Annotated in this window: 28 protein-coding genes and 1 tRNA gene; 14 read left to right on the top strand and 15 right to left on the bottom strand. The window is 66.2% G+C overall.

Annotated features, from left to right (window positions below):
- Position 1: 1 nt before the first annotated feature.
- The 3 genes from SCH01S_RS16335 to SCH01S_RS05190 are packed head-to-tail and all read left to right on the top strand — an operon-like array spanning position 2 to position 1,339.
- On the top strand, positions 2–175 hold the full coding sequence (locus SCH01S_RS16335) for a hypothetical protein (RefSeq protein WP_157032811.1): 174 nt from the start codon (positions 2–4) through the stop codon (positions 173–175).
- 1 nt (position 176) lies between these two features.
- Positions 177–638, top strand: coding sequence for a transcriptional regulator NrdR (gene nrdR / locus SCH01S_RS05185; protein ID WP_046347715.1), 462 nt, complete (start codon positions 177–179; stop codon positions 636–638).
- Positions 635–1,339 carry an RNA methyltransferase gene (locus tag SCH01S_RS05190; RefSeq protein WP_046347716.1) on the top strand — a complete coding sequence of 235 codons (705 nt, stop codon included), beginning with the start codon at positions 635–637 and terminating at the stop codon, positions 1,337–1,339. Before nrdR ends, SCH01S_RS05190 begins: the two co-directional genes overlap by 4 nt.
- On the opposite strand, the gene SCH01S_RS05195 is transcribed toward SCH01S_RS05190, so the two are convergent.
- Positions 1,336–1,608, bottom strand: coding sequence for a chorismate mutase (locus SCH01S_RS05195; protein WP_046347717.1), 273 nt, complete (start codon positions 1,606–1,608; stop codon positions 1,336–1,338). The genes SCH01S_RS05190 and SCH01S_RS05195 overlap by 4 nt on opposite strands.
- A 104-nt stretch (positions 1,609–1,712) precedes the next feature.
- On the opposite strand from SCH01S_RS05195, the gene SCH01S_RS05200 reads away from it, so the two are divergent.
- The 3 genes from SCH01S_RS05200 to SCH01S_RS05210 all read left to right on the top strand — a co-directional run bounded on the left by SCH01S_RS05200 (position 1,713) and on the right by SCH01S_RS05210 (position 3,566).
- Positions 1,713–1,970, top strand: coding sequence for a hypothetical protein (locus SCH01S_RS05200; protein ID WP_046347718.1), 258 nt, complete (start codon positions 1,713–1,715; stop codon positions 1,968–1,970).
- Positions 1,971–2,172: 202 nt separating this feature from the next.
- Entirely contained in the window at positions 2,173–2,787 is a 615-nt protein-coding gene (gene rpsD, locus SCH01S_RS05205; RefSeq protein ID WP_046347719.1) for a 30S ribosomal protein S4, read from the top strand.
- A gap of 206 nt (positions 2,788–2,993) precedes the next feature.
- Positions 2,994–3,566, top strand: a complete 573-nt coding sequence (locus tag SCH01S_RS05210) for an outer membrane protein (RefSeq protein WP_046347720.1) — start codon at positions 2,994–2,996, stop codon at positions 3,564–3,566.
- 50 nt (positions 3,567–3,616) lie between these two features.
- On the opposite strand, the gene SCH01S_RS05215 is transcribed toward SCH01S_RS05210, so the two are convergent.
- Positions 3,617–5,596: a S9 family peptidase gene (locus tag SCH01S_RS05215; RefSeq protein ID WP_046347721.1), complete on the bottom strand. Its 1,980-nt coding sequence runs from the start codon at positions 5,594–5,596 to the stop codon at positions 3,617–3,619.
- 99 nt (positions 5,597–5,695) lie between these two features.
- Here SCH01S_RS05215 and SCH01S_RS05220 point away from each other — a divergent pair, with 99 nt between their 5' ends.
- Positions 5,696–6,688 (top strand): agmatine deiminase family protein, encoded by a 993-nt coding sequence (locus SCH01S_RS05220; RefSeq protein ID WP_046347722.1) that lies wholly within the window; start codon positions 5,696–5,698, stop codon positions 6,686–6,688.
- A gap of 103 nt (positions 6,689–6,791) precedes the next feature.
- Positions 6,792–7,640, top strand: coding sequence for an N-carbamoylputrescine amidase (gene aguB, locus SCH01S_RS05225; protein ID WP_046347783.1), 849 nt, complete (start codon positions 6,792–6,794; stop codon positions 7,638–7,640).
- Between the two features lie 140 nt (positions 7,641–7,780).
- Here aguB and SCH01S_RS05230 read toward each other — a convergent pair whose 3' ends face one another.
- Positions 7,781–8,008 (bottom strand): hypothetical protein, encoded by a 228-nt coding sequence (locus SCH01S_RS05230; RefSeq protein ID WP_046347723.1) that lies wholly within the window; start codon positions 8,006–8,008, stop codon positions 7,781–7,783.
- Positions 8,009–8,063: 55 nt separating this feature from the next.
- Positions 8,064–8,717 (bottom strand): uracil-DNA glycosylase, encoded by a 654-nt coding sequence (locus SCH01S_RS05235; RefSeq protein WP_046347724.1) that lies wholly within the window; start codon positions 8,715–8,717, stop codon positions 8,064–8,066.
- Between the two features lie 23 nt (positions 8,718–8,740).
- Here SCH01S_RS05235 and folK point away from each other — a divergent pair, with 23 nt between their 5' ends.
- Both folK and SCH01S_RS05245 read left to right on the top strand, forming a co-directional pair.
- A complete protein-coding gene (folK, locus tag SCH01S_RS05240) occupies positions 8,741–9,229 on the top strand; it encodes a 2-amino-4-hydroxy-6-hydroxymethyldihydropteridine diphosphokinase (RefSeq protein WP_046347725.1) in 489 nt (162 codons plus the stop codon).
- An 18-nt stretch (positions 9,230–9,247) separates the two neighbouring features.
- A tRNA-Lys gene (locus tag SCH01S_RS05245) sits at positions 9,248–9,323 on the top strand.
- 5 nt (positions 9,324–9,328) lie between these two features.
- Here the strand turns inward: SCH01S_RS05245 and SCH01S_RS05250 are convergent.
- Positions 9,329–10,507 (bottom strand): alpha-hydroxy-acid oxidizing protein, encoded by a 1,179-nt coding sequence (locus SCH01S_RS05250; protein ID WP_046347726.1) that lies wholly within the window; start codon positions 10,505–10,507, stop codon positions 9,329–9,331.
- 91 nt (positions 10,508–10,598) lie between these two features.
- The gene (locus SCH01S_RS05255) at positions 10,599–11,486 is read right to left on the bottom strand and encodes an ROK family protein (protein ID WP_046347727.1); all 888 of its coding nucleotides are present in this window, start codon (positions 11,484–11,486) and stop codon (positions 10,599–10,601) included.
- 146 nt (positions 11,487–11,632) lie between these two features.
- Between SCH01S_RS05255 and SCH01S_RS05260 the strand changes: the two genes are divergently transcribed.
- The 3 genes from SCH01S_RS05260 to SCH01S_RS05270 all read left to right on the top strand — a co-directional run bounded on the left by SCH01S_RS05260 (position 11,633) and on the right by SCH01S_RS05270 (position 13,615).
- Positions 11,633–12,328 (top strand): cyclic nucleotide-binding domain-containing protein, encoded by a 696-nt coding sequence (locus SCH01S_RS05260; RefSeq protein WP_169746357.1) that lies wholly within the window; start codon positions 11,633–11,635, stop codon positions 12,326–12,328.
- Positions 12,329–12,442: 114 nt separating this feature from the next.
- The gene (locus SCH01S_RS05265; protein ID WP_046347729.1) at positions 12,443–12,901 is read left to right on the top strand and encodes a hypothetical protein; all 459 of its coding nucleotides are present in this window, start codon (positions 12,443–12,445) and stop codon (positions 12,899–12,901) included.
- A gap of 12 nt (positions 12,902–12,913) precedes the next feature.
- Positions 12,914–13,615 carry an OB-fold nucleic acid binding domain-containing protein gene (locus SCH01S_RS05270; protein WP_157032812.1) on the top strand — a complete coding sequence of 234 codons (702 nt, stop codon included), beginning with the start codon at positions 12,914–12,916 and terminating at the stop codon, positions 13,613–13,615.
- Here SCH01S_RS05270 and SCH01S_RS05275 read toward each other — a convergent pair.
- From SCH01S_RS05275 to SCH01S_RS05305, 7 genes are read right to left on the bottom strand one after another with little or no spacing between them, the layout of a single operon-like run.
- A complete protein-coding gene (locus SCH01S_RS05275; RefSeq protein ID WP_046347731.1) occupies positions 13,612–14,364 on the bottom strand; it encodes a creatininase family protein in 753 nt (250 codons plus the stop codon). The genes SCH01S_RS05270 and SCH01S_RS05275 overlap by 4 nt on opposite strands.
- Entirely contained in the window at positions 14,361–15,875 is a 1,515-nt protein-coding gene (locus tag SCH01S_RS05280) for a benzoate-CoA ligase family protein (RefSeq protein ID WP_046347732.1), read from the bottom strand. Before SCH01S_RS05280 ends, SCH01S_RS05275 begins: the two co-directional genes overlap by 4 nt.
- Positions 15,868–18,234 carry an oxidoreductase gene (locus SCH01S_RS05285; RefSeq protein WP_046347733.1) on the bottom strand — a complete coding sequence of 789 codons (2,367 nt, stop codon included), beginning with the start codon at positions 18,232–18,234 and terminating at the stop codon, positions 15,868–15,870. Before SCH01S_RS05285 ends, SCH01S_RS05280 begins: the two co-directional genes overlap by 8 nt.
- Positions 18,231–18,623: a RidA family protein gene (locus SCH01S_RS05290; RefSeq protein ID WP_046347734.1), complete on the bottom strand. Its 393-nt coding sequence runs from the start codon at positions 18,621–18,623 to the stop codon at positions 18,231–18,233. The genes SCH01S_RS05285 and SCH01S_RS05290 overlap by 4 nt, the downstream gene beginning before the upstream one ends.
- A 2-nt stretch (positions 18,624–18,625) precedes the next feature.
- Positions 18,626–19,435, bottom strand: coding sequence for an enoyl-CoA hydratase family protein (locus SCH01S_RS05295; RefSeq protein ID WP_046347735.1), 810 nt, complete (start codon positions 19,433–19,435; stop codon positions 18,626–18,628).
- The gene (locus tag SCH01S_RS05300) at positions 19,432–19,881 is read right to left on the bottom strand and encodes a MarR family winged helix-turn-helix transcriptional regulator (RefSeq protein ID WP_046347736.1); all 450 of its coding nucleotides are present in this window, start codon (positions 19,879–19,881) and stop codon (positions 19,432–19,434) included. Before SCH01S_RS05300 ends, SCH01S_RS05295 begins: the two co-directional genes overlap by 4 nt.
- A complete protein-coding gene (locus tag SCH01S_RS05305) occupies positions 19,878–20,606 on the bottom strand; it encodes an SDR family NAD(P)-dependent oxidoreductase (protein WP_046347737.1) in 729 nt (242 codons plus the stop codon). Before SCH01S_RS05305 ends, SCH01S_RS05300 begins: the two co-directional genes overlap by 4 nt.
- A gap of 110 nt (positions 20,607–20,716) precedes the next feature.
- On the opposite strand from SCH01S_RS05305, the gene SCH01S_RS15725 reads away from it, so the two are divergent.
- Entirely contained in the window at positions 20,717–22,183 is a 1,467-nt protein-coding gene (locus SCH01S_RS15725; RefSeq protein ID WP_052733793.1) for a sensor histidine kinase, read from the top strand.
- A gap of 2 nt (positions 22,184–22,185) precedes the next feature.
- Here SCH01S_RS15725 and SCH01S_RS05315 read toward each other — a convergent pair whose 3' ends face one another.
- Positions 22,186–24,432 carry a transferrin receptor-like dimerization domain-containing protein gene (locus SCH01S_RS05315; RefSeq protein ID WP_046347738.1) on the bottom strand — a complete coding sequence of 749 codons (2,247 nt, stop codon included), beginning with the start codon at positions 24,430–24,432 and terminating at the stop codon, positions 22,186–22,188.
- A gap of 67 nt (positions 24,433–24,499) precedes the next feature.
- Positions 24,500–25,351, bottom strand: a complete 852-nt coding sequence (locus SCH01S_RS05320) for an SgcJ/EcaC family oxidoreductase (RefSeq protein WP_046347739.1) — start codon at positions 25,349–25,351, stop codon at positions 24,500–24,502.
- Positions 25,352–25,385: the final 34 nt, after the last annotated feature.

Genomic DNA, 25,385 nt, shown 5'->3' on the forward strand with positions numbered 1-25,385 from the left:
CATGGACCTGAAACGCCGCCCGGACGGCAGCATGTCGCCCGACACGAAGGAGCTGATCACCGGCGCCGCGATCGGAGCCGTGATTGGAATGCCGCTGCCCGTCCTCACATGGCTGACCGGCGGCCTGATCGGCGGCGCCATCGCCGCGTATCGCATCCACAAGCGGCGGGGCTGAATTGCGCTGCCCCTATTGCGGACACGAGGACAGCCAGGTCAAGGACAGCCGGCCGACCGATGACGGCGCGGCGATCCGCCGCCGGCGCCAGTGCGAGGGCTGCGCGGCCCGCTTCACCACCTTCGAGCGCATCCAGCTGCGCGACCTGACGGTCGTCAAAAGCGAGGACCGGCGCGAGCCGTTCGACCGGGAAAAGCTCGCCCGCTCGGTCGCGATCGCCTGTCGCAAGCGACCGATCGATCAGGTCCGCGTCGAACGCCTGATCAGCGGCATCCAGCGCCAGCTCGAAACCAGCGGCGAAAGCGAAGTTCCCGCCAAGCAGATCGGCGAATTGGTGATGGAGGGTCTGCGCGGGCTCGACAGCGTCGCCTATATCCGCTTCGCGAGCGTCTATAAGGAATTCGCCGAAGCGCGCGATTTCCACGAATTCGCGGGCGCCGTGGCGGAAGCGGGCGAGAATTGACTGCTCCCGTCATCGTGCTCGTCCGTCCGCAGCTTGGCGAGAATATCGGCAAAGCGGCGCGGGCGATGCTCAATTTTGGGCTCACGGAGCTTCGACTCGTCGCGCCGCGCGACGGCTGGCCGAACCCGTCCGCCGGGCCGGCCGCGTCCGGAGCCGATATCGTGCTGGAGAATGCTCGTGTGTTCGGCACGACCGCGGAAGCGGTCGCCGATTGCGCGCACGTGTTCGCGACAACGGTGCGCAAACGCGGCGTCACCAAACCGGTGCTCACCCCCGAGCAAGCCGCCGGCGATATCCGCTCCGCATCCGGCCGCAGCGCGATCCTGTTCGGCGCCGAGCGATCGGGCCTCGATACCGAAGACGTGGCGCTGTCGCGCGCGATCGTGACGGTCCCGATCAACCCCGAGTTCGGGTCGCTGAACCTTGCCCAAGCCGTGATCCTGCTCGCCTATGAATGGTCGAAAGGTGCGAACCTGATTCAGCCGACCGCGACCGAGGCGCTGCCGCCCGCGCCTCAGGCAGAGCTGGAAGCGCTGATCGAGCATTTCGAGATGCTGCTCGAGCCGACTGGCTATTTCACCCCAGCCGAGCGCGTGCGGGCGACCAAGCGCACGCTGCGCGGCGTGCTGACGAAACCGGGCTGGAACAGCCTTGAAATCCGGACGCTAAGGGGTGTGCTTAGCGCGCTCGCCCGGCGTTAGGCGCGGATGCGGTCGAATTTCTCGAATTCGTAAGCGATCGATGCTTCGATCAGCCGGTCCCATAGCTCCGCGACCGGCTGTTCCGGGATGCCCGCCTCGGCCGCATGGCGCCGCACATTGGCGATCACCTGGGCTTTGCGCGGCTCGTCCCGCACCTGGTCACGCTCCGGTTTGATCCGCGCGGCTGCATCCATGTAGTCGAACCGGCGCTTCAGCAGCTGCACCAGTTCCCTGTCCACCGCATCCACCCCGGCACGCACTTCAGCCATGGTCTGGCAATCCTCGGCGTCGAGCAACTGTTACAATCCCTTTGCGATATCGCGATCTCGCGTTAGCCTTAGCAACGAGAGTCGAAGCAAAACAGGGGTTCCCCATGCGTATTGCGCTTTTGATCGTCGCCGTGGCCGTGAGCGCCCCCGCCCTTGCCGCCGATGCCTCGAAGCCCGCCACGGCCCAACCCGGTGCTGACAAGGACAGGCTGATCTGCCACCGGGAGGTTCCGATCGGATCGCTGATCGCGAGCCGCAAGGTCTGCCTGACCAAATCCGAGTGGGAAGCGCGCGCACGCGACGGCAACGAAGAAGCGCGCAAGCTGGTCTATGACAATCAGACGAAGCCGAGCGGTCAGTAGATTCGCCGGGGACTCGGGGCCGCGGCCCTGCCCGGCTGATGTTATTTCGGCGATAGCCGCCGCCACCCTTGACCTGAAACCCGCGCTCCTATAGGCGCGCGCCCTTCGCAATTGGCCCCGCATTCCGGTGAAGCGGTGGCCCTGCCCTCCTGGAGCCAGCAGGCGAGACCGGAAGCAACGTTAGAGCAATTGGAGATTACGAATGTCGAAGCGCCATAGCGCCAAGCACAAGCTCGACCGCCGGATGGGCGAGAACATCTGGGGTCGCCCGAAGTCCCCGGTCAACAAGCGCGAATACGGCCCCGGCCAGCACGGCCAGCGCCGCAAGGGCAAGATGTCTGACTTCGGCCTGCAGCTCCGCGCCAAGCAGAAGCTGAAGGGCTATTACGGCGACGTCACCGAAAAGCAGTTCAAGAAGGCCTATGAAGAGGCCTCGCGGATGAAGGGCGACACCTCGCAGAACCTGATCGGCCTGCTCGAGCAGCGCCTGGACATGATCGTCTATCGCGCCAAGTTCGCGCCGACGATCTGGGCGGCGCGCCAGCTGGTCAGCCACGGCCATGTCCGCGTGAACGGCGTCAAGTGCAACATCGCGTCGCGCCGCTGCTATGTCGGCGACGAGATTTCGCTGGGCAACAAGGCGCAGGAAATGGCGCTGGTGCTGGAAGCGCAGAGCCTCGCCGAGCGCGACATCCCCGATTATGTGGCGCCCGACGGCAACGCCAAGGTCACCTTCACCCGCGTGCCGACCCTCGACGAGGTGCCGTATCCGGTGAAGATGGAGCCGAACCTGGTCGTGGAATTCTATTCGCGCTGAGGCTCCGATTCGATCGCGCAACGAAGGGCGGGTTTTTCCCCGCCCTTTTTTGTGCCTGCGCTATGTTGCATCGCAGCAACATTGTCGCTCCAAATGTCACATTCGTCGCGCAACCATTTGATTCTACGCTGGCCAGGCGCCATGCCGCACCGCGTCGAAAGACACCCTTCAACAACATCAAAAGAGCATAAGGGGCTTTTCCTAAGATGCGTAAGATTTCCGTTCTGCTGACCGCCGTCGCGGCAGCCGCTTCCGCGCCCGCCTTTGCGGCCGACCTGACCGGCCCGCGCGTCGAGGCGGTGCTCGGCTGGGATCACGTCCGCGCCAACGCTGCTGGCGTCGGCCACGCGAACACCGACGGCTTCCTGTATGGCCTCGGCCTCGGCTATGACTTCGGCGTCGGCAACAACGTCGCGTTCGGACTCGACGCCGAGATCTCGGATTCGACCGCTGATTTCGACGTGACATCCGGCACGACCCGCGCGCGCCTCTCCGCCGGACGCGACCTTTATGCCGGCGGCCGCATCACCGGCGCGGTTTCGGAGAAGTTCAACGTCTACGCCAAGGTCGGCTATACGAACGCTCGCCTGAAGGGCAGCGTAACCACCGGCACGACCACCACGAGCGCGTCGGGCAATGCTGACGGCGTCCGCGCCGGCTTGGGCGCGCAGTACATGCTGGGCACCAACGCCTATTTGGGCGCGGAGTATCGCTATTCGAACTACGAAGCCGGCCTGTCGCGCCACCAGGTCGCCGGCACCATCGGCTACCGCTTCTAAACGACGGCCCATCGGCACAACGAAGGGGCGGCCCGAAACGGCCGCCCCTTTTATTTGATGCGAAGACTCGCCCGCAGGAACGCGTCGCTCTTGGCGAGCATATCGGCGCGAGTGTTCGCGTCTTCGAGATAGTGATCGAGCTTTGGATAGAGCGTCAGCTGGACGTTCTTGCCTGCATCGCGCAGCCGATCCGCCATCAGGCGCGATTCGACCACGCGCACGTTCCGATCGAGCTCGCCGTGGAACAGCATTACCGGAGCCTTGATCGCAGCTGCATTCTGCGCCGGGGAGCCTTCGTGGATATGCGGCCCTGACCCGACAAAGTCGCGGATCACCTTCTCTTCGCCGGTGTCCTGGTACTGCTTCTTCAACTCGTCCAGGTCCGTCACCGGTGCGACGGCGACGATCGCCTTGAATAGGTCCGGGGCGAGAACGCCCGATTGGAGCGCGGCATAGCCGCCATAGGACCAGCCGAAGATCGCCAACTTCGACGGATCGGCGATCCCTTGCGAGACGAGCCAGCGGCCGCTGTCGGCAACGTCGCCGATCGCCGTCTTCCAGGATTGAAAGCCATTATTCTTGAACCACTGGTCGCCATAGCCGGTCGAGCCGCGGAAGTTCGGCTGAAGGACGGCGTAGCCTTTGGCCGCGAAATATTGCGAGAGCCAGTCGAAGCCCCATTCGTCGCGCGCGCCAGGGCCGCCATGCGGCATCACGATGGCGGGCAATCCCTTGCCCGTCGAGCCGACCGGAAGCGTCAGATATGCCGGAATCAGAGCGCCGTCCGATGCCTTCACCTGCACCGCCTTGACCGGCGCCAGCGTGTAGCCCTCCAGCTCAGGCCGGCTGAGCAGCAGCGGCCGCATCTGCTTTGTCGCGCGATCGAGCAGGTAGTAGCGGCCCGGATCGGTGTCGCTGCCGGCCCAGATCAACAATCGTTGTTCGTCATCGCTGGCGCCTTCGAAGCTGATCAGCGGCGATCCGGGCAGGGCCTTCGAAAGCGATGCCGCCAGGCGCTCCATTGCCGGATCGAAGTAATGGGCCTGCCGCTTCTCTGTCGCGAAGCTCGCCCCGATCACGCGCCGCTTCCGGCCGAGCGTCAGCGGACCATCGATGTCGACATCGGGACGCGAAAAGACCTCGGTTTCGGTATTGGTGCCGTCCAATGCGCGCTTGAACAATGCCAACCGGCCATTGTCCTTCTGCAGCCCATAGGCGACGTCGGTCGTCGGATCGACGATATAGGGATTGAAACCCTCGTTGGTCCGCGTGTCGAGCGTTCCGAGATCCTTCCAGTCGCTGCCGCCTTTCGGCCGGTACATGTATTTGACCAGACCGGTTTGGACGTAATCTCCCGTCGTCTGGGAAATCCCGGCAATCCGTACCTCGCCGCTTCCGTCGCTGATGAACTCGGTCGCGCCGATCATGGGGCGCACGACTGGCTTCGTCTGCAGCGTGCGCGTATCGACGCGCTCCACGCCATAGCCTTCCTTGGTCTTGGTGATCAGCGATCCGGCCTTGGATTCCGGCGTGTGCCAGCGCCCCATCAGGATTGTGCCATCTTGGCCAGGCAAGAGGTCAACCACGGCTCCGCCGAAGCCGTTGAAATACCAGGCCATGTCGGAATCGCGCTGGCTCACCATCTTCAGGTTGCTGCCGGTCGCATCGACCGCAATCTGGCGCGACATGCTGACCAGGTAGCCGGATTCCTGACGCAAGGTGAACACATTGCAAACTAGGCGATCGTTGGCGACCCAGCTGCAGCTGGAGAGCCGTTCGGGATCGCCGCTCGCCATGATCGCGCGCGTGGGCGCGGCGCTTCCATCGACGGGCACCGTGAACAGCGCATTGCCTTGCATCGCTGCCGGCGCAAGGAACGCCATCGTCTTGCCATCCGGCGACAGGCTGGCATCGGTGACGGACTCGCGCGCGCCGAACGCCTTTTCGGGCGGGACCTGCTGTGCAAGCGCAAGTGAGGATGCTCCCGCAGCGAGCAGCGCTGCGAGCATCGGAACACGACCAAGCTTCATTCTTTCCCCCCTGAACGGACCTGCCTATAGCAGCCCGTCTTGCGACCGAACGCAACCCCCTCGATCCGTTTCGGAGTTGAAAACAATGGCTAAAACCTCATGAATCGGATCGAACGCCAGCCACCGGAGTGGGCACCGCACGAAAGCGTCTGGATCGGCTTCCCGAGCCATGCCGAGCTCTGGGAAGACGATCTCGATCCGGCGCGCGCCGAGGTTATCGCCTTTGCCGATGCCGTGCATGCAGGCGGCGCAGGCGAGACGGTGCGCCTGGTCGCGGCCGACCGGGAGTCTGCGGAGGTCGCCGCGCGCCTTGCCCCGGCCGGAGTCGAGATCGTCACCGCCCCGTTCGGTGACATCTGGCTGCGCGACACCGGACCGATCATCGTCTCGAACGGCGAACGCCGCGCCGCGCGCTCCTTCCTCTTCAACGGCTGGGGCGGGAAATACCGGCTGGAAGGCGACGACGATCTGGCGCTGCGCCTTGTGGAATCCGGCGGCTTCGGTGAAGCGCGTCGCTGCAAATATGTGCTCGAAGGCGGCGCAATCGACGTCGACGGCACCGGCCTTGCCGTCACCACCGAGCAGTGCCTGCTCAACCCCAATCGCAACCCGGACCTGAGCAAGGCCGAGATCGAGGCGCGGCTGCTCGGCGACCTCGGGCTCGACCGCATCCTGTGGCTCGGGAACGGGCTGCTGAACGACCACACCGACGGCCATGTCGACAATCTGGCGCGCTTCGTCGGCGAAGGGCGCATCGCGATCCCTGAACGGGCCGGAGAAGACGACCCGAACGCGGCGGTCTACCGCGACGCGCAGGCCCGTGCTCGCGCCTTTGGCCTGGACGTCGTCCCGCTTCCCTCGCCTGGCCGCGTGCTCCGCGACGGCGAGATCATCCCGGCCAGCTACATGAATTTCTATATCGGCAATGCCGCCGTCGTGGTGCCGCTCTACGGCGCGCCGAACGATCAGGCTGCTATCGCCGCGATCCAGCAGCTGTTTCCGTCGCGCAGGGTTGTTGGCTTCCGCGCCGACCATATCTTGACCGGCGGCGGCAGCTTCCACTGCATCAGCCAGCAAGTGCCTTCATTGTGACCGTCATGCCGGACTTGATCCGGCATCCACCTTCTTCTTACGGCCGCAGTCAAGGAAAGGTGGACCCCGGATCAAGTCCGGGGTGACGACCTGAGGAGTGAAGATGACCGAACTGACCGTCGCCGCCCTGCAACTCGGGCTGCCCGGCCCCGAGGCCGACAACATCGCGCACGTCTCGGAGCTGGTCCGCGAGGCGGCGGCGAAGGGCGCAAAGGTCATCCTGCCGCCCGAGCTGTTCGAAGGGCCTTATTTCTGCCGGGTCGAGGACGAGGGCCTGTTCTCGAACGCCCGCCCGACGTCGGAGCACCCGTCCGTCGTCGCCATGCAGAAGCTCGCGGCGGAGTTGGGCGTCTACATCCCGACCAGCTTTTTCGAATGCGACGGGCCGCATCATTACAACAGCCTGGCGATGATCGACGACAAGGGCACGATCATGGGCCTCTACCGCAAGAGCCACATTCCGGACGGCCCCGGATATGAGGAAAAATTCTACTTCCGCCCCGGCAACACCGGTTTCAAGACTTGGCAGACGCCGCAGGCGACGCTGGGCGTCGGCGTGTGCTGGGACCAATGGTATCCCGAAACCGCGCGCGCGATGATGCTGATGGGCGCGGAAATCCTGTTTTACCCGACAGCTATCGGCTCGGAGCCGCACGATCCCGATCTCGACACGAGCCGGCTCTGGCGCCGCGCGATGATCGGCCATGCGGTCTCGAACGTCGTCCCCGTGGTCGCCGCCAACCGCATCGGCACCGAGGACGGCCAGCGCTTCTACGGCCACAGCTTCATCTGCGACGAACGCGGCGACATGCTGGCCGAGTTCGGCGCGACCGAAACCGGCGTCCTCACCGCCACGCTCGACCTCGACCAGGTCAAGCGCCACCGCGCCGCCTTCGGCTTCTTCCGCGACCGTAGGCCGGAGCTTTACGGCCGGCTGGTCGAGGATCGGTAGGATAAGATCGCGCGAGAGCGGTTTGCGACAGAACCAACCCGCTCGTCCCGAGCGAAGTCGAGGGGCGCTGCACTGCGCCCTTCGAGTACGCGCTTCGCGCTCCGCTCAGGACGAGCGAGTCTATTTGGGTCCGAACAGCTTTAGCGCCGCCGCGCCCGTTCCTCGCTCACCTTCACCGGGCGGACGCAGCCATTCTCCGTGCGCATGACGGTCAGATAAGCTTCGGCCGGCGGCATTTTGTCGAGACGCTTCAACTTCGCCTGTTCGGCAATATCGACCGGCGTCGGCTTCTCCTGCCCGCAGATCGGCAACGCCTGTGCGCTTTGCGCCAGGGCGGCGGCGGACAGGGCAATCGCAATCAGGCTCATCGCGACTCTCCTTGAGACGTCGCGAAGATATTCCTTTCCGCCGCCTCGGCAAAGTTCAGGGCCGGAGCTGCAGCGCCCGTTCGAACACCGCTTCGAACATCTCGCGCGTCAGCCTCCCGGTGTTCTGATTGTAGCGCGAGCAGTGGTAGCTATCGATCAGCACCTCGCCGCCCGCAAAGCGATACTCGGCCAGATGCCCGAATTTGCACTCCGACAATTTGCCGCCGAGCGTTCGGACCGCCGATTGATGCGCGATCTGGCCGAGCGCTATGTACACGCGCGCGTTCGCCACGGCGTCGATCTGCGTCGCCAGAAATGGGCGGCAGTTCGCGATTTCCTGCGGCAGCGGCTTGTTCTCGGGCGGCAGGCACTTGACCGAGTTGCAGATGATGATGCCGTGCAGGGCCAGGCCATCGTCAGGATCGGCCCGATACGTGCCGCTCGCAAAGCCGTATTTCAGCAGCGTCTCGAACAGCAGGTCGCCCGCATAGTCGCCGGTGAACGGACGACCCGTCCGGTTGGCGCCATGCTTGCCGGGCGCGAGACCGACGATCGCCAGCCACGCATCCGGGTCGCCGAACGCAGGCACCGGCGCGTTCCACCAATCGGGATGCTCGACCCGCAGAGCCTCGCGAAAAGCGACCAGCCGCGGGCAGCGCGGGCAGTCGAGCGGCGGCTCGGTCTCAGGAATGGGGCTGACGAAAGGCACGCGAAGCGGATAGGCGGATTGCCGTGCCCACCTCAAGCTACGTGATCGCGATCGGCTCCAACCGCCCGCACCACCGCCACGGCGATCCGGCCGGCGTGGTTCGGGCGGCGGCGCATGCGCTGGGGGAGTTCGGCACCGTTCGGGCTCGCTCGCGCATTTTTGCGACTGCGCCGCTCGGCCCTGCCGGCCGCAGCTTTGGGAACGCGGTCGCGATTCTGGAAACAGAGCTCGCGCCCCCTGCCCTTCTCGATGTCCTGAAGCAGCTCGAGCGTCGGTTTGGCCGCCGCCGCGGCCGCCGTTGGGGCGCACGCGTGCTCGATCTCGATATCATCCTCTGGTCGGGCGGCAGCTGGGCCGGGACCGGCCTCACCGTCCCCCATCCCGAGTTTCGCAAGCGCCGCTTCGTCCTCGCCCCGCTTGGGCAGGTCGCGCCGCATCTGCGCGACCCGCTGACCGGCCGAACGATACGGCAACTGCTCCACGCGGTTGACCGCCGCCGCCCTCGCGCTTAGGCAGCACCGGCCTCCAGGGGGCCCTTAGCTCAGTCGGTAGAGCAACTGACTTTTAATCAGTAGGTCGCTGGTTCGAATCCAGCAGGGCTCACCATCGTTTCACACCCGCTGCGCGCCGGCCGCACGCACGGCATCCAGCGTCGGATAGCCGTTCACCGCCATCAGCAGGTCCGCTTCGGCGAGGATCGCGCGGAGCACCGCTGCCGCGCCTTCCGCGCCCGCCAGCGCCATGCCATAGGCATAGGGCCGGCCGATGCCGACTGCCGTTGCGCCAAGCGCAATCGCCTTGATCACGTCGGTGCCGGAGCGGATGCCAGAATCGAACAGCACCGGCGTCTTGCCCGCTGCCTCCACGACCCCCGGCAGCATGTCGATCGCGGCGATCCCGCCATTGGCCTGCCGCCCGCCATGGTTTGAGACGTAGATCGCATCAGCGCCCGTATCGATCGCCCGCCGTGCGTCGTCCGGGTGGCAGATGCCTTTCAGCACCAGCGGCAGCTTCGTCATGCTCCTGAGCCAGGGCATGTCGTCCCAGGTCAGCACCTTGCCGAACACGGCCGCCCAGGCGCGGATCGCCGCCGCCGGATCTTCCTCGGGCGGCTTCGGCAGGCTCGCCCGAAAGACAGGGTCGCTGAAATAATTCATCAGCACCGCACCGCGAAGCTGCGGGAAATTGGCCGTGTTCAGGTCGCGCGGCCGCCAGCCGGTCACCCAGGTATCGAGGGTGACGACGATCGCCTTGTAGCCGGCGGCTTCGGCGCGCTTGACCAGACTTTCGGCCAGCGCCTCGTCGCGCGGCGTGTAGAGCTGGAAAAAACCGGGCGTCGCGCCCTGCGCTTCCGCGACTTTCTCCAGCGGATCGTTGGAGAGCGTCGAAGAACAATAAGGCACGCCTGTCAGCGCCGACGCGCGCGCAGCAGCGAGGTCGCCATGCTGGTCTGGCGTCATGATGCCATTGACGCCGATGGGGGCCATGAACAGCGGGCTTTTGAGCTTTTGCCCGAACAGCTCGACCGAGAGGTCGCGCTTCGTGCAATCGACCATCATCCGCGGCACCATGCCCCAGTGGCGAAAAGCAGCCGCGTTCTGGTCCTGCGTCCATTCGTCGCCGCATCCGCCTTGGACGTAGCTCAAGACATGTGGCGGCAGCGCGGCCTGGGCGCGCTTTTCCAGCGTCGCGAAATCGACCGGGATGGTCGGCAGGATGCCGCTCAGCCCCGCGCCGTAGATCGCGTTCTGCAAATCCCCGAAATGCCCCTCGCCGCCCGCATAGGCCATCGCCGTCTCCCGCCTTGTTCACGGCAGGATGGGGGATCGGCAGGAACTCGGCAAGACGGCAGAAAAACAGGCGCGGCGATCACAGTCAGCGTCAACCGACGCGCGTCTCCGAACGACCAGTTTCTTCGCCCGCGATCAGCAATGCGCCCGCCAACCCCGTGTCATCGCCCAGCGCCGGCGGCACGACAAAGCCGGGCGCTTCGACTTCGGGATAGATCGCATAGCCGTTCAAGCTGCGGGCCAGTACTTCCCGCACACGCGCGTGCAGGCCAGCCGCTTTCGCGACACCGCCGCCAAGGACGATGCGGCGAGGCGCGGCGATCGAGACGATGCCGGCAAGCAGCTGGCCAAGATAGCCGGCGATCAGTGCGTGGCCCGGATGGTCCGCCGGCAGCAGATCGAGGCTTGCGCCGAACCGCCGCCGGATCGCCGGCCCGCTCGCCAGCCCCTCGGCGCAATCGCGATGATAGGGGCAGACCGACGGAAAGTCGTCCGCCGGCGCGCGCACCAGCGCGACATGGCCCATTTCCGGATGACTTGCCCCGGGCGCGGGCCGCCCGTTCAGGATCAGCGCGCCGCCGATGCCGGTACCGACGGTCAGGTAGACGCCGCAATCTGCTCCACGCAGCGCGCCCAGCGCCGCTTCCGCCCGTCCGGCGACGTTGACGTCCGTATCGAGCAGGAGCGGCACGCCCAGCACCGCCATCGCCGCGCCGATATCGAAGTCCCGCCAGCCGGGCTTCGGCGTCCCGCGCAACCGGCCATAATCGGGATCGTCCCGGCCGATCGCGACCGGGCCGAATGCGCCAATCCCGATCGCGGCGATCGGGGAGCCACGGCGAAAATAGCCGACGATCCGCGCGAAGCTTTTATCCGGCCCTTCGGTGGCGAACGTCTCGCTTTCGCCGATCCGGCCGTCGGGCGTCCCGCGACCGACGCGGATCTTCGTGCCCCCCAGTTCCACTCCACCGACCAGCACGCTCGCGACCGCTTCCCTTACCGTCCGGCCTCACGGCCTAGCCGCAACAGCGGGGAACGCAAAGCAGACAGGCAACGATCGTCGGACCGGCCGGTTTTGAGCTTATGCAGGATTCGCTTTCCGGACCCAGCACGGCCGGTGACGCCGTGTTTCGCTTGCCCCTGTTCTCGGACCTGACGCCCGAACTGGCCAATCGCCTCCTCGCCCGGGCACAAATGGTTCGCCGCCGCAAGGATGCGATCCTCTTTGCGGAAGGTGCGCCGGCCGATCAGGTCTTCATCCTGATGCGCGGCAGCGTGGAGCTCACGAAGCTCGACGGAGGCAGCGACTGCGGCGTCATGCTGCTGTCGCGCGGCGACATATTCTCGCTGGGCGCCGCGATCAGCGATGAGCCCCACCTCACTTCGGCGCGCGCGCTCAGTCCCGTGATCCTCCTTTCGATGCCGGCCGAGGCTTTGCGCGAGGAAGCGTCGCGCTCGCCCGCGATCGCGCTTCGCCTGCTTATCACCCTCTCGGGACAGTGGCGGACGGCGACACGCCACATCATCGACCTCAAATGCCGCACCGCCGCGCAGCGCGTCGGCGCCTTTTTTCTGCGCCTGGTCGACAATCGTGGCGAAAGCGCCGACCGAGCGGAGTTGCTCGTTCCGAAGTCGCGGGTGGCGGCGCGATTGGGAATTTCGCCCGAGACGTTGTCGCGCAGCCTGCACACGCTCGCGGAGAAAGGTCTGGTTGTGCGCGGTCCCCAGATCCGCGTCACCGATCGAGCGGCGGTCGAACATTTCTGCGCTCTCACTGAACTGGACGGCGGCGAAGCGCACCTTGGCGTCCGCGCGCTTTGAGCGCTTGACCCAGGTCAATTCTGGGAGCGGCCGGGCGCGCCCGCCGTTGACTTAGTGCAAGCCGATAGCGCGGCGTCACGCTGCCGCATGGCGCACAATCAAAGGAGATGTATCATGAACGGACTTCTGTCCGCGATCCTGCTCGCCGCATCCGCCCAGACACCGCCGCTCGCACCGCAAGCGAGCACGGTCGTCGAACCTGTCCTCCCGCCCGCGACCGTGGTCAAGCAGGTGGCACCGGACGCCTTCACGGTCACGAACATCCCCGGCCTGGCCGTCGCCAAGCGCGTCGAGATTCAACGCTTTTCGGACTATGACCTGAACCATGACGGCTCTTACGGCCCGATGGAGTTTGCCCAGGCGGCCTATTTCCTTGCGACCGGCGATCCGGTGCCCGGCACCACAGCCATCCCTCGCCCCGGCCAGTATCTGCCGCACCTCGCCTACGCCCATATGAACCCGAAGTTCGCCGCAGCGCTGCTGAATGCGACGTCCGACGAGTTCACCGCGATCGACAGCAATCACGACTGGCGGGTCACGCCGGCGGAACTGGACCGATACGCGCGGGGCTGAGGGAGGTTTGACATGAAACATGTTCGATTGGCCCTGACGTCGCTCGTTGCCACCGCCGCGCTCTGCGGCTGCAGCGAGGCGAACAAGGCTGCGGCAGCGCCTTCACCGGCGCCGACCGGCAATGCGCAGGCGACCCGGCTGGCGAACTCCGCCAACAACAGCTGGATCACCCTCAATGGCCGCGTGGTCTCGACCACGCCCACCAGCTTCGATCTCGATTACGGCTCGGGCCGTGTCACGGTCGAAATGGACGATTGGGACTGGTTCCAGGAAGGCCGCGCCCTGAAACCCGGCGACCGGGTGATGGTCAGCGGCAAGATCGACAACGATCTGTTCGAAAAGAAGAAGATCGAAGCCGCGAGCGTCTATGTGAAAAATCTGGGCACCCACTTCTTCGCCAATCCCAACGACGAAGAGGATCTTGCGCGGACCACGATCGTGATCCCGAACGAGCAGGCCTTTGTGGGCGCATCCGGCGTCGTGACCGAAAAGGAAGGCACCGAATTCCAGATCGGCGGCCCGACCGGCGTCCGCGTCGACACCGCAAAGATGGCCGATCATCCGCTCGACAACAAAGGGCTGGTGCAAGTGAAGGTCGGCGATCGGGTTCAGGCCTGGGGCGACTTCAATGCCGATCCCGACGAACGGCCGGAGATCATGGCCAAGGGCCTGATCGTGCTGAGCCAGGATCGCGCCAAGACCGCACCGGGCTAAGGCCCCTTCAGACGGGCCAGCACGAGGTCGGAAAGGGCCGCGGCCATGGCGGCAAAGCTCTGCTCGCCTTCGGCCGGGCTGGCCCGGCTCGGGCTGCCGAAATAAGCGTCCGGCCCACCGGCTTCGGCGAAGGTCGTTGCACCCCGGGCGAAAGCCTCGACGAGGCTTGAGGGGTTGTCGGGAAGCGCCGCCCCGGACGGCCGGTCGACCAGATCGGCGCGGTCGGCGAGCACCAGGCTGGTTTCGAACTGACCCGCGTGGCAGGCGCCGGACTGGAATTCGTCGGTGAGCGTCGTCGCCAGTGCGCGGCGCGTGAAATCCGGGAACGCGACCGGCAATCCAAGTTCTTCAATCTCCGCCGCTGCCGCGCGCAGCATCGTGACGTTGGCCGGGTCGAAATGACTGTTGGCGAACGCGAGGCAGGCAAACCCCTGGTCCTTCAACGCGCGAGCGATATCGATCAGCACGGCCTTGGCCGTCGTCGCGCCGATCGAGATCGTGCCGGCGAACTCTGACGCATAGCCTGCCGGCGCATAGGCGATGGGCGGCAACACGAAGGCGTGGACGCCTTGCGCGTTCAGCATCGCCGCCGCGCGCGTGGCCATGCCGTCGCTGATCACGACATCCGTGCAGAGCGGGAGATGCGGACCGTGCGCTTCCACCGCGCCCAGCGGCAGGATTGCGGCAACCGGTCCGCCGCTTGCGAGCGCATCGCGCACGGTGGTCCAGGGTCGTTCGCCCAGATTCATGCGAAACGCGCCCTCAGCGCCTTGCGGTCGAGCTTGTCACGATCGTTGCGGGGCAGCGCCGCCTCGGCGAAGATCACTTCGCGGGGCGCCTTGTAATGGACCAGCCGCTCTCGCGCGAAGGCGATCAGCTCTTGCGCCAGCTCCGGCGATGCCGTGGCCCCGGCGCGCGGAAAGACGATCGCGACCGGCTTCTCCAGCCCCGCGCCATCCTTCTTCCCCGTCACGCAGCACTCGCCGACCGCCTGGTGCTGGGCGAGCACGTTCTCCACCTCGATCGGGCTCACATAGATGCCGCCGCTCTTGATCAGGTCGTCACCCCGGCCCTCATAATACCAATAGCCGTCTTCATCCTGCCGGAATTTGTCGCCGCTGACGATCCAGCCGCCGCGCAAATGCTCGACCGATTTGGCATAGTCGGCATGATAGCAGAGCGCTGCCGATGCCCCCTTCAGCCACAGGGTGCCGACATCCCCTTTCGCCACCTCCCCGCCCTCGTCGTCAAGCAGCCGCGCCTGATAGCCGGGCACCAGCCTGCCCAGGCTGCCGGGCCGGATGTCGTCGGGGTGATTGCTGATGTAGATATGAAAGCTCTCGGCGCTGCCGATACCGTCGATGATCGGGACGCCGAATGCCCGGTCCCAGCGCGCGTGAAGTTCCTTGGGCAGCGCCTCCCCTGCGCTCCACATGAAGCGGAGGCTGGAGAGATCGGCCGGACGCCCGCTTTCCAGCATCTTGTGAATGAGGGTCGGCACGCTGGTGAACACGGTCGGCCGGTGCTTTTCGATCAGGTCGAACAGCTGCTCCGCGCTCGGCTGCTCGCGGAACAGCACGGTGGTCGCGCCGACCGCGAACGGGAACATAAGGTTGGTGCCCGTCGCATAGCCGAAATAAAGCCGCGCGCCGGAGATGGTCACGTCATCCTCGCGCATGCCGATGAAGCGTTTGGCATAGACTTCGGTATTGAAGGGGAAGTGCGCGTGCGTATGGACCGCGCCCTTGCTCTTGCCGGTCGAGCCGCTGGTGAACAGCCACACCGCCGGATCGTCCCTGCGCGTCGGCCAGGGCTCGGCATCGGGCGCGACGGGGCCGGCGAGCCAGGCGCCGAAATCGGCAATCATGTTGCGTCCGTGCCGCGACCGCTTCGCCGCCGCACCGAACGCCTCCGCGCTCGCCGCGTCGACGAACGCGAACTGCGGCTTCACATAATCGAGGTAATAGGAATAATCTGCCTCGGGCAGCAGCGGGTTGATCTGGGTGACCACCGCGCCCGCCTTGATCGCGCCGAACCAGGTATAGGCGAACTCCGGGCAATCGCGCATGCAGACCAACACGCGCTGTTCGGGCAGCAACCCTTCCGTGATCAGCCGCCGCGCGACGCGGTCCACCTTCTGGCGTAGCTCGGCATAGGAAATCCCCTGGTCCTCGAAGAGCATCGCAGTCTTGTCCGGGGCGCCTGCGGCCAGGAACCAGTCGGCCATGTTGAAGTCGTCTGGACAGACGGGATCATCCATGCACCTGCTCCGCATGCTGGTAGTGGCGGCGATTGGGCCGCGCGCGGGCGTTCAGCTCGGCCTGCTTCTCGTTCGCTTTCTCTGCCTCGCGATACAGCTGATATTCGCCGGAACGCAGCTGCACCGGCCAGTCGAGCGGCACGCCGCACGCGGTCCTGACCCCGTAATGCCCCGCCGCCTGCCGGGCGAAGAACGGGTTGTTCAGCATCGGCCGCGCGAGCGCGCACAGGTCGGCCCGGCCGGCGGCGACGATCGCGTTGATCTGCTCGGGCAGCGTGATGTCGCCGACGGCGATCGTCGGGATATCCGCAGTCAGGCGAATGAACTCTGCGAACGGCGTCTGCCACATCCGGCCATAGACCGGCTTCTGCCAGGGCACCGTCTGGCCGGACGAGGCGTGGATGATATCGACGCCCGCCGCCTTGAACGCTTTCGCAATCGTCGCGAGATCGTCGAGGCACAGGCCGCCCTCGGCCCAGTCGCTGCACGACAGGCGCACGGACATCGGCCGATCCTGAGGCCACGCCTCCCGCATCGCCATGAACACTTCGAGCGGGAAGCGCGCGCGGTTGAGCGCGCTGCCGCCATAGTCGTCGGTGCGCCGGTTGGTGAGCGGCGACAGGAAGCTCGCCAGCAGATAGCCGTGCGCCGCGTGCAGCTCGATCATGTCGAACCCCGCGCGCGCGCCGCGCCGGGCAGAGGCGACGAAGCTGTCGCGAATATCGTGCATCGTCGCGCGGTCGAGTTCGATCGGGACCTGCGACGCGTTGTCGAAATAGGGAAGCGGAGACGCCGACCAGACCGGCCAATTGCCTTTTGCCATCGGCACATTCTCGCCCAGCTCCGGCACATTGGTCGAGCCCTTGCGGCCGGCGTGGCCGAGTTGGAGCGCGACCTTGGCGGGGGTCGTCGCATGGATGAAATCGACCAGCCGCGCCCAGTCGGCTTCCTGTTCGTCATTCCACAAGCCAGTGCAGGCGGTCGTGATCCGTGCGTCGGGCGTGGGGCACGTCATCTCGGTGAAGATCAGCCCCGCCCCGCCCAGCGCCCGCGCGGTATAATGGCTGAAGTGCCAGGGCGTCAGATCGCCGTCGATCGCGCTGTATTGGGCCATCGGCGCCATCACGATCCGGTTGGGCAAAGTCAGCCCGCGCAGATCGAAGGGCGTGAACATCGGCGTCGGCCGGTCGGACGTGTCGCGGCCGGTCCGGCGTTCGTAGCGGGCGTAGAATTCGTCCTCGACGTGGGCGAGGAACACCGGATCGCGCAAGGCGATATTGTCCCAGGTCAGCGCCTTGGCCCGCGACATCAACGAGAAGGCGAACTGATAGCGCGGCTTCTCCCAATGAAGCGGCATGTCCTCGAACCAGCGCAGCGACACCTGGGCATTGTGCTGGGTGATCTCGACCGGGGTACGCCTAGCCTTCTCGTAAGCCTTCTCCACGGCCTCGAGATCGTCACCATGCGCCACGACCGCATCCGACAGCGCCGCCGCGCATTCCATGGCGAGCTTGGTGCCGGAGCCGATCGACCAGTGCGCAGTCGCTTTGGCGTCGCCCAGCAGCATCAGCTTGCCCTGCCGCCATGACGAGCAGCTGATCGTCTGGAAACTGCGCCAGATCGAGCGGTTCGTGATGAAGCGGTGGCCCTGCAGCGGCCCGGCGAAGATCGCCTCCAGCGCTCGCGCGCTTTCCTCTTCGCCCATGCCGTCGAAGCCGTGCGCGGCCCAGCTCTCGGGCGTGGTTTCGATCACCCAGGTCGAATGGCCGGCCTCATACTGATAGGTATGCGCGCAGAAATGGCCCCGGTCCGTCTTCACGAAGAAGAAGGTGAAGGCATCCAGCGGACGCGCGGAGCCGAGCCAGCAGAATTTGTTGCGCGTCTCGACCGCGCGCACGCCGAACGCGTCCGCATGGGCAGCGCGGACCGGGCTGTTCACCCCTTCCGCGGCCACAACCAGGTCGCAATCGGCAAAGCGGGTCTCGACCTCGCCCGGATCGACATGGGTCGAGAAATGCAGCCCGACGCCAAGTTCGGCGCAGCGTCCTTGCAACAGGCTCAGCAACGTTTGGCGCGAGCAGCCGGCAAAGCCGTTGCCGCCGACGACAGTACGGTCGCCGTCATGCTCGATGACGATATCGTCCCAATAGGCGAAGCTGGACCGGATCGCGTCGTAGGAATCCGGATCGGCCGACAGGAACTCGTCCAGCGTCTCGTCGGAAAAGACGACGCCGAAACCGAACGTGTCGTCGGCGCGGTTCTGTTCGTAGACGTCGATCGTGCAATCGGGCAGCCGCTTCTTCGTCAGCAGCGCGAAATAGAGCCCACCGGGCCCGCCACCGATCACTGCGATCTTCACGGCACCACCGCCGTCGTTTCGATCTCGACCCGGGCGGCGTCCTCGACCAGCCCGGAGACCTCGACCACCGCCATGCAGGGGAACACCTTCCCCAGCACCTCGCGCCACGCCTCGCCGATCGCCGCGCGGCTGGCGAGATATTCGCGCTTGTCGGTCACGTAGCAGGTCATGCGCACGATATCGGTGGGCTCGGCGCCGCCTTCGGTCAGGATCGCGCGCGTATTGAGCAAGGCCTGACGGAACTGGCCGGCGAGGTCTGCATGCTCGAACTCTTCGTTTGCGTTCCAGCCGATTACGCCGGCGGTGAACACCATCCGCCCGCTCGCGGCGATCCCGTTCGCATAGCCTTTGGGGCGCGGCCAGCCGGACGGTTGAAGCACCTCGCGCATGCTCAATCCCCCTCGAACACCGGCTTCTCTTTCGCGACGAACGCGTTGTAGGCCCGCTCGAAATCCCTGGTCTGCATGCAGATCGCCTGCGCCTGGGCCTCCGCCTCGATCGCCGTCTCCAGGCTCATATTCCATTCCATGTTGAGCTGGTTCTTGGTCATGCCGTTCGCGAAGCTGGGGCCCGTCGCGATCCGGCGTGCCGCCTCCATCGCGTGCTCATCCAGCCGATCGGCGGGCACCACCTCGTTGAACCAGCCCCACGCCTTTCCTTCCTCTGCGCTGAAGCTGCGGCCGAAGAACAGCAGCTCGCTCGCCCGGCCGTGACCGATGATCCGCGGCAGCATCGCGCACGCGCCCATGTCGCAGCCGGCCAGCCCGACGCGATTGAACAGGAAGGCGGTCTTCGCTTCCGGGCTCGCACAGCGAAGATCGGATGCCATCGCGATGATTGCGCCGGCGCCCACGCAAACGCCGTCGACCGCGGCGACGATCGGCTGCGGGCAGGCGCGCATCGCCTTGACCAGATCGCCGGTCATGCGCGTGAAATCGAGCAGTTCCGGCATCGACATGCGAGTCAGCGGCCTGATGATCTCGTGCACGTCGCCGCCCGAGCAGAAATTGCCGCCGGTGCTGCCGAACACCACCGCTTTCACGTTTCGCGCATACGCAAGCGCCCGGAACGCGTCGCGCAACTCTGCATAGGACTCGAAGGTCAGCGGGTTCTTGCGCTCGGGTCGGTCGAGCGTGATCCGGGCGACGCCGGCATCGAAGGACCAGCGAAAGTGCTGGGGCGAAAAGCTCTCCGGATTCATGCCGCTTCCTTTTCGGTCGGCGGCACGATCCCGGCAAGCAGCCGGCGCAGTGCCGCGATATCGCTTGAACCCAGGCCCGCAAAGGCGGAGTCGATCCAGCGCCGGTTCTCCGCCGCCATTGCCGCAAATCGAGCGTGGCCCTCGTCGCTCAACCGGAAGATCGCGACCCGGCCGTCATCGGGATCGCGTGCACGCTCGACCAGCCCGGCCGAGACCAGAGGGGCCGTGACCTGGGTCGTATTGCCTTCGGTCACCCTGAGCCACGCGGTCAGTTCGCCCGCGCTCAATCCAGCCTCGCCCGCCCGGTCCAGGGCGGCGAGCACATCAAATCGCGCGATCGACAGCCCGAAGCGCTGCCTCAAGCGCATGTCGACCCCCTTCTTGATCGCGTTGGCGGTCCCAAGCAGCGCCAGCCAGGCGCGGAGTGCGTCGCGATCATCGCTCATGCGGATTCGCCGCCGTCGATCGGGATGGCTTGCCCGTTCACGCCGGCGGCCGCGTCGCTCGCCAGCCAGAGCGCGGCCGCCGCGACTTCTTCCGGCGCGATCAATCGTCCCATCGGATTGGCCTTGGCGAAGGAGGCTTCCGTATCTGTCCTGCCCGTCTTCGCCGTGACCCGGTCCATGGCCTCGCGCAGCATCGGCGTGTCGGTATAGCCGGGGCAGATCGCATTCGCGGTTACGCCCGTCCTTGCCAGCTCCAGCGCAAGCGAGCGCACCATGCCCAACGCGCCATGCTTGGCTGCCGCATAGGCGCCCGCATAGGCATAGCCCTTGATCGCCGCCGTCGAGCCGATCGCGATGAACCGTCCCCAGCCGCGCTCGACCATCGGCGGGATCGCCGCCCGCGCGCACAGCCAGACGCTGGTCAGGTTGAGCGCGATCATCTGGTCCCAATCCGCAGGCGCCATCTTCAACAGCGGCGCAGTCACTGCGCCGCCGGCATTGGCGACGAAGACGTCGACCGGCGGAACGGATGCGATCGCGCGCTCCACCGCGGCGCCATCGCAGACGTCGAGCTCGACATGCGCAAAGCCGCTTGCTTCCAGCGAAGCACGGTTCCGTCCGGCCACCCAGACGTCGTGACCGGCATCGGCGAAGCCACGGGCGATCGCGAGTCCGATCCCGCTTCCGCCGCCGGTCACCAGCACGCGTCTGCTCTGCCCTGCCATGCCCGTCAGCCTAAGATGTTTTAGGATTAAAGCAAATGGGCGCCAACTTGCGTCGGCTGCGTTGGGTATGCACAAGCGGGTGCGCCGATGCGATCAAGTGCAAGTCTTTGATGCTGAACTTTCTTCAGCCTGTGCTCGAAACCGCGTTGGACGCGGTGGTCGCCATGGCACCGGATGGTACCGTCGCCGCCTGGAACGCGGTGGCAGAGCAGGTCTTCGGCTGGACGGAAGCGGAAGTGCTCGGCAGGCCGCTCGCCGATCTGATCATCCCGCAGCAGCATCGGGAGGCGCATCGAGCGGGACTGGAGCGTTACAATCGGACCGGCCGGGAGACCATTCTCAACCGGCGGATCGAGATCACCGCGGTCGACCGGGCGGGCCGGGAGTTTCCGGTCGAGCTGTCGATCACGACCGCGCCGGACCGGCTGCTGTTCATCGGATTCCTCCGCGACATCACCGCCAGGCGCGAAGCCGAAGCGCGACTGCAGCGGCAAGCGCGCGAAGCCCAATTGCTATTCGAAGTCGCGAGCCTGGCGACGTCCACGAATTCGTTCGAAGACGCGCTGCGCGCCTGCCTCAACGCGATCTGCGATCTCACCGGCTGGCCACTCGGTCACGCCCTTCTGCTGATCGGCACCGAGCTCGTCTCGATGTCGGTCTGGCATGACGACACGAAGGGGGCCGCCGACGCACTGAGGGAAGCGACCGAGCAGATCCGGTTTACGTCCGGCGTCGGGTTGCCGGGCATGGTGCTTGCGGCTGGAGAGCCGATCTGGATCGCCGACGCGGCCGAAGCGTCCCAATTCCCCCGCAAGGGCCTGGGCCTCGGCGCCGCCTTCGGGTTTCCGCTGAAGAGCGAGGGCCGCATCATCGCGGTGCTGGAATTCTTCACCTACGACAGGGTTCGCCCCGATCCGGAACTGATGCTGGTCGTGCGCACGCTTGGCGAGCAGGTCGGCCGGGTGCTCGAACGGAAGCGCACCGAGGATCACCAGGAACTCTTGCTCCACGAGCTCAATCACCGCGTCAAGAACATGCTTTCGATCGTCCAGAGCGTGGCGATGCAGACGTTCAAGGGCGCGGCGCCCCGCGAGGCGATCAGGACGTTCGAGACCCGGCTGGGCGCACTCGCAGCCGCGCACGACCTGTTGATCGCCGAGAATTGGGAAGCGGCGTCGCTGCAGGAGATCGTGAGCAAGGCGGGGCTGGGCTGCGGCGCCGACCGGGACCGGATCAGGACGGAGGGTCCGGAGCTTCGCCTCCATGCGCGCGCCGCCGTGTCCCTGTCGCTCGCGTTGCATGAACTGTGCACCAACGCGGTCAAATATGGGGCGTTATCGACTGAAGGCGGACGCATTCATATCGCGTGGCACATCGTGCACGACGGCACACGGCTGTGTCTCGTCTGGCAGGAACAGGGCGGACCGGCGGTCCAGCCCCCGCAAGCCCGCGGCTTCGGCAGCCGGATGATCGAGCGCGCGCTCGCCGCGGAGCTGGGCGGCAAGGTCGAACTCCACTTCCTGCCGGAGGGGCTCCGATGCGTGATCGAAGCCCCGTTGCCGGCCGAGGATCGCTAGGCCTATTTGCCGTCGATCACCGCCCGCGCCTGATCGAGCCGCGCGGAATAGGCGTCGAGCACCGCGGCCGTGCGCCCGGCATATTCGTTCGCATCGGTAAAGCGCCGTTCCTCGATCGCCTCGCGCACGCCAGGCAGCGTTTTTGCGCCATAGCCGGTGAACCGGCCCGGTGCGTAGACCAGGTTGCGGAACCAGGGCCGCCCCGGCAGCCCGCGCGGATCGAGCAGCAGCTGGTCGATGTTGGCGAGCAGGCTGTTCAGCTTGTTCCGCTGCTGCACCGTCAGGCTGGCGCCCTTGGCCGCATAAGCCGCGTCATACGCGGCGGCACTGGCCTTCAGCCGGTCGACCGAATTCTCGAGCGCAGCCAGCTCGATGTGCGGCGTCGCGGCTTCTGCCTCGGGCGGTCCGACCGGCTTCAGCGGATCGCTCGCCAGCCGGAAATCGCCCGCTGCCTTGAGCTTCACGCGCTTCTCGTCCTCGGCGCGGCGGTCCGCCTCCAGCTTCTTCACTTCGGTCAGGTAGCGCGCGACGGTATCGGCGAAGTCGCCGAACCGCTGCGGCGGCGTGTCCGCGTCGGCCATGCGCATGACAATCCGGCCGACCGTCTTCGACAATGCCGCGCCATATTTCAGGCCGGGATCGTCGAACGTCGTCATGTGGTGGAAGCTGTCGTAGATCGAGTGATAGACGCCGTCGCTCTCGTCCTCGCCGCCATAGCCCATGTTGAGCGCCGGGATGCCGACATGCTGCAGCATGCCCGAATAGTCGGAGCCAGAGCCGAGCGGCCCGATCGGCAGGTCTGCGCCTTTTTCTGCAGCGGCGATCAGCGTCTCGTCGCGCCTACCGATCTTGTCGTAGGCGTTCGCCAGCACCGCGCCGCGCCGCCGTGCGTAGACGGTTGCGCCCGTCTCCGGATCGGTCACGTCGTGCGTGACCTCGTTCACCAGATGCTGGAAGTCGTGGCTGCCGGAGGCATTGAAGAAGCCGCGGCCGTTGCCGTCCGTGTTGATGTAGAGCAGCGCCTTCTGCTTCAGCTCGGCTTCATGGGCTTCCGCCCATTCGGTCGAACCGAGCAGGCCCGGCTCCTCGCCGTCCCAGCTGGCATAGACGATCGTCCGGTCGGGCCGCCAACCCTGCTTGTAAAGCGCGCCGAGCGCCTTCGCTTCGGATTGCATCGCGACATTGCCCGACAGCGGATCGCTCGCGCCGAACACCCAGCCGTCGTGATGATTGCCGCGGACGATCCATTGGTCCGGATAACGCGCGCCCTTCAGGGTCGCGATCACGTCGTAGATCGGCCTGGTCGACCAGTCGGACTTGACCGCAAGATGCACCTTCACGGCGCCGTTCCCGCCCATGTGGTAGGTGACCGGCAGCGCGCCGCGCCAATGATCCGGCGCGACCGGACCCTGAAGCTTGGCCAGGAGCTTCGAGGCATCGCCATAGGACATCGGCAGGGCCGGAATCTTGAGGATCGTCGGCGCCGTTTCGCGGGTCAGCCGCTTGGCGTTTGCGGTCGCGCCGACTCCGGGCGTCAGCGGATCGCCGGGCGAAATCGCCATGTCCTGCACCGATCCGCGCTGCACGCCCTCTGGCGGCCGCGTGCCGCCCTTCGGATAGATATCGCCCTGCGCATAACCGTCATCGGCCGGATCGGAATAGATGATGCAGCCGGCGGCGCCGTGATCCTGCGCCAGCTTCGGCTTCAACCCGCGCCAGCCGCCGCCATAGCGGGCGATGATGATCTTGCCTTTGACGTCGATGCCGCGCCGGGCGAGCGCCTTGTAATCCTCCGGCATGCCGTAGTTCACATAGACAAGGTCGGCCGTGACGTCGCCGTCGCCCTGATAGGCGACATAGGGCGGCAGCGCCCCGGCCAGGTTGGACGAGGTCGGATCCGCGGCCAGCGCCGGCTCCTGCCCGCCCAGCACGACATGGTCCGGCGCGATCATCTCGACGGTGGTCGAGATCGGCGTGGGATACAGCACGTTGAAGGTCTCGATGTGCGCGTCCCAGCCCCAATCCTTGAAATGGGCGAGGAGGAACTCTGCATTGGCCTTGTCGTGCGGCGAGCCGACCTGGTTGGGGGCGGACGACATTTCCTTCAGCCAGCCGAGCTGATCCTCGGAACTGATGCTCGCGTCGAACGCGGCTTCGAGTTTTTGTCTATCCGCGGGCACCGCCGCGGCAGCCGCCGAAGCAAAGGCAACGCAAGCGATCGTCGAGAGCAACAGATGCCGTCCGGTCATTCAGGGGGTCTCCTCTTCCGAGATCCTTCCTAATTAACCTGCGTCAAAGCGCAAATCGGAACTCGGGTCAGCGCGCAGGAATACGAGTCACCTGCACATAAACCACCTGCCAGCGGCCGCCCTGGCGGCGGAAGGTGTCGGCATAGCGGAAATGGTCCGCGAAGCGCTTGCCACCTTCAGTGCCGTCGATCAGCCCCTCCCCGGTCACGACCGCCGCATCGGGTCCAAGCGCGATCACGCGGCGGTCCTTGATGACGAAGGGGTCGAACACGACGCCCGGCGCGGTGAAGCCTTGCTCGAACGCCGTCTTGCCCGCGGTCTCGCCGGAGCCGCGGACATAGACCAGCTCGTCCGCCAGAAACGCGGCGATCGCGCCCGCATCGTGCCGGAACTGCGCCTCGTCGAACGCATGCGATGCGGCATCGAGGCATGAATCCGTACCTTCGGGCACGGGCGCGGCGAACGCGACGTTGCGCACGATCCGCCAGTCCCGCTCCGGCGCTTTGCGCCACCAGGTGACGTAAGGGCCGGCGGACGATTTCGTGGCCCCGTCCGCCCCGCGCACAGTCGCTCGGCCATAGCCCCATTCGAGCACCTCCCCCGGCGACGAGGCCAGCCGCCCGCAGCTGGTTATCCCGCCATCCACGATCTGGCTCCGGCCCGCGGATCGGCGCGCATACATCGCCTCGACCGCGGCCCGCCCGATCACGCTGGTCCCGTCGGGCAGCACGAACACGCCATCTTCGGCATAGGGCGCGGCGACCCGCGCCGCGTCCCCGGCCTTGATCGCCGGCAACCACTCCGCGTTCGCTTGCTCGATCGCCTTGACGGCAGCCGGATCGACCGCCGGCTGGCCGGCAGCCGCCAGGGCCGGCGCAAACGCGGCGCTTCCAAGCGCAAGACACATGACCCGCTTCATTTCCGCCCCCCTTCAGCCGAACCTCGCCTGGCCC

The organism is Sphingomonas changbaiensis NBRC 104936 (assembly GCF_000974765.1).
In the GTDB taxonomy this organism is placed as follows: Bacteria; Pseudomonadota; Alphaproteobacteria; order Sphingomonadales; family Sphingomonadaceae; genus Sphingomonas_B; species Sphingomonas_B changbaiensis.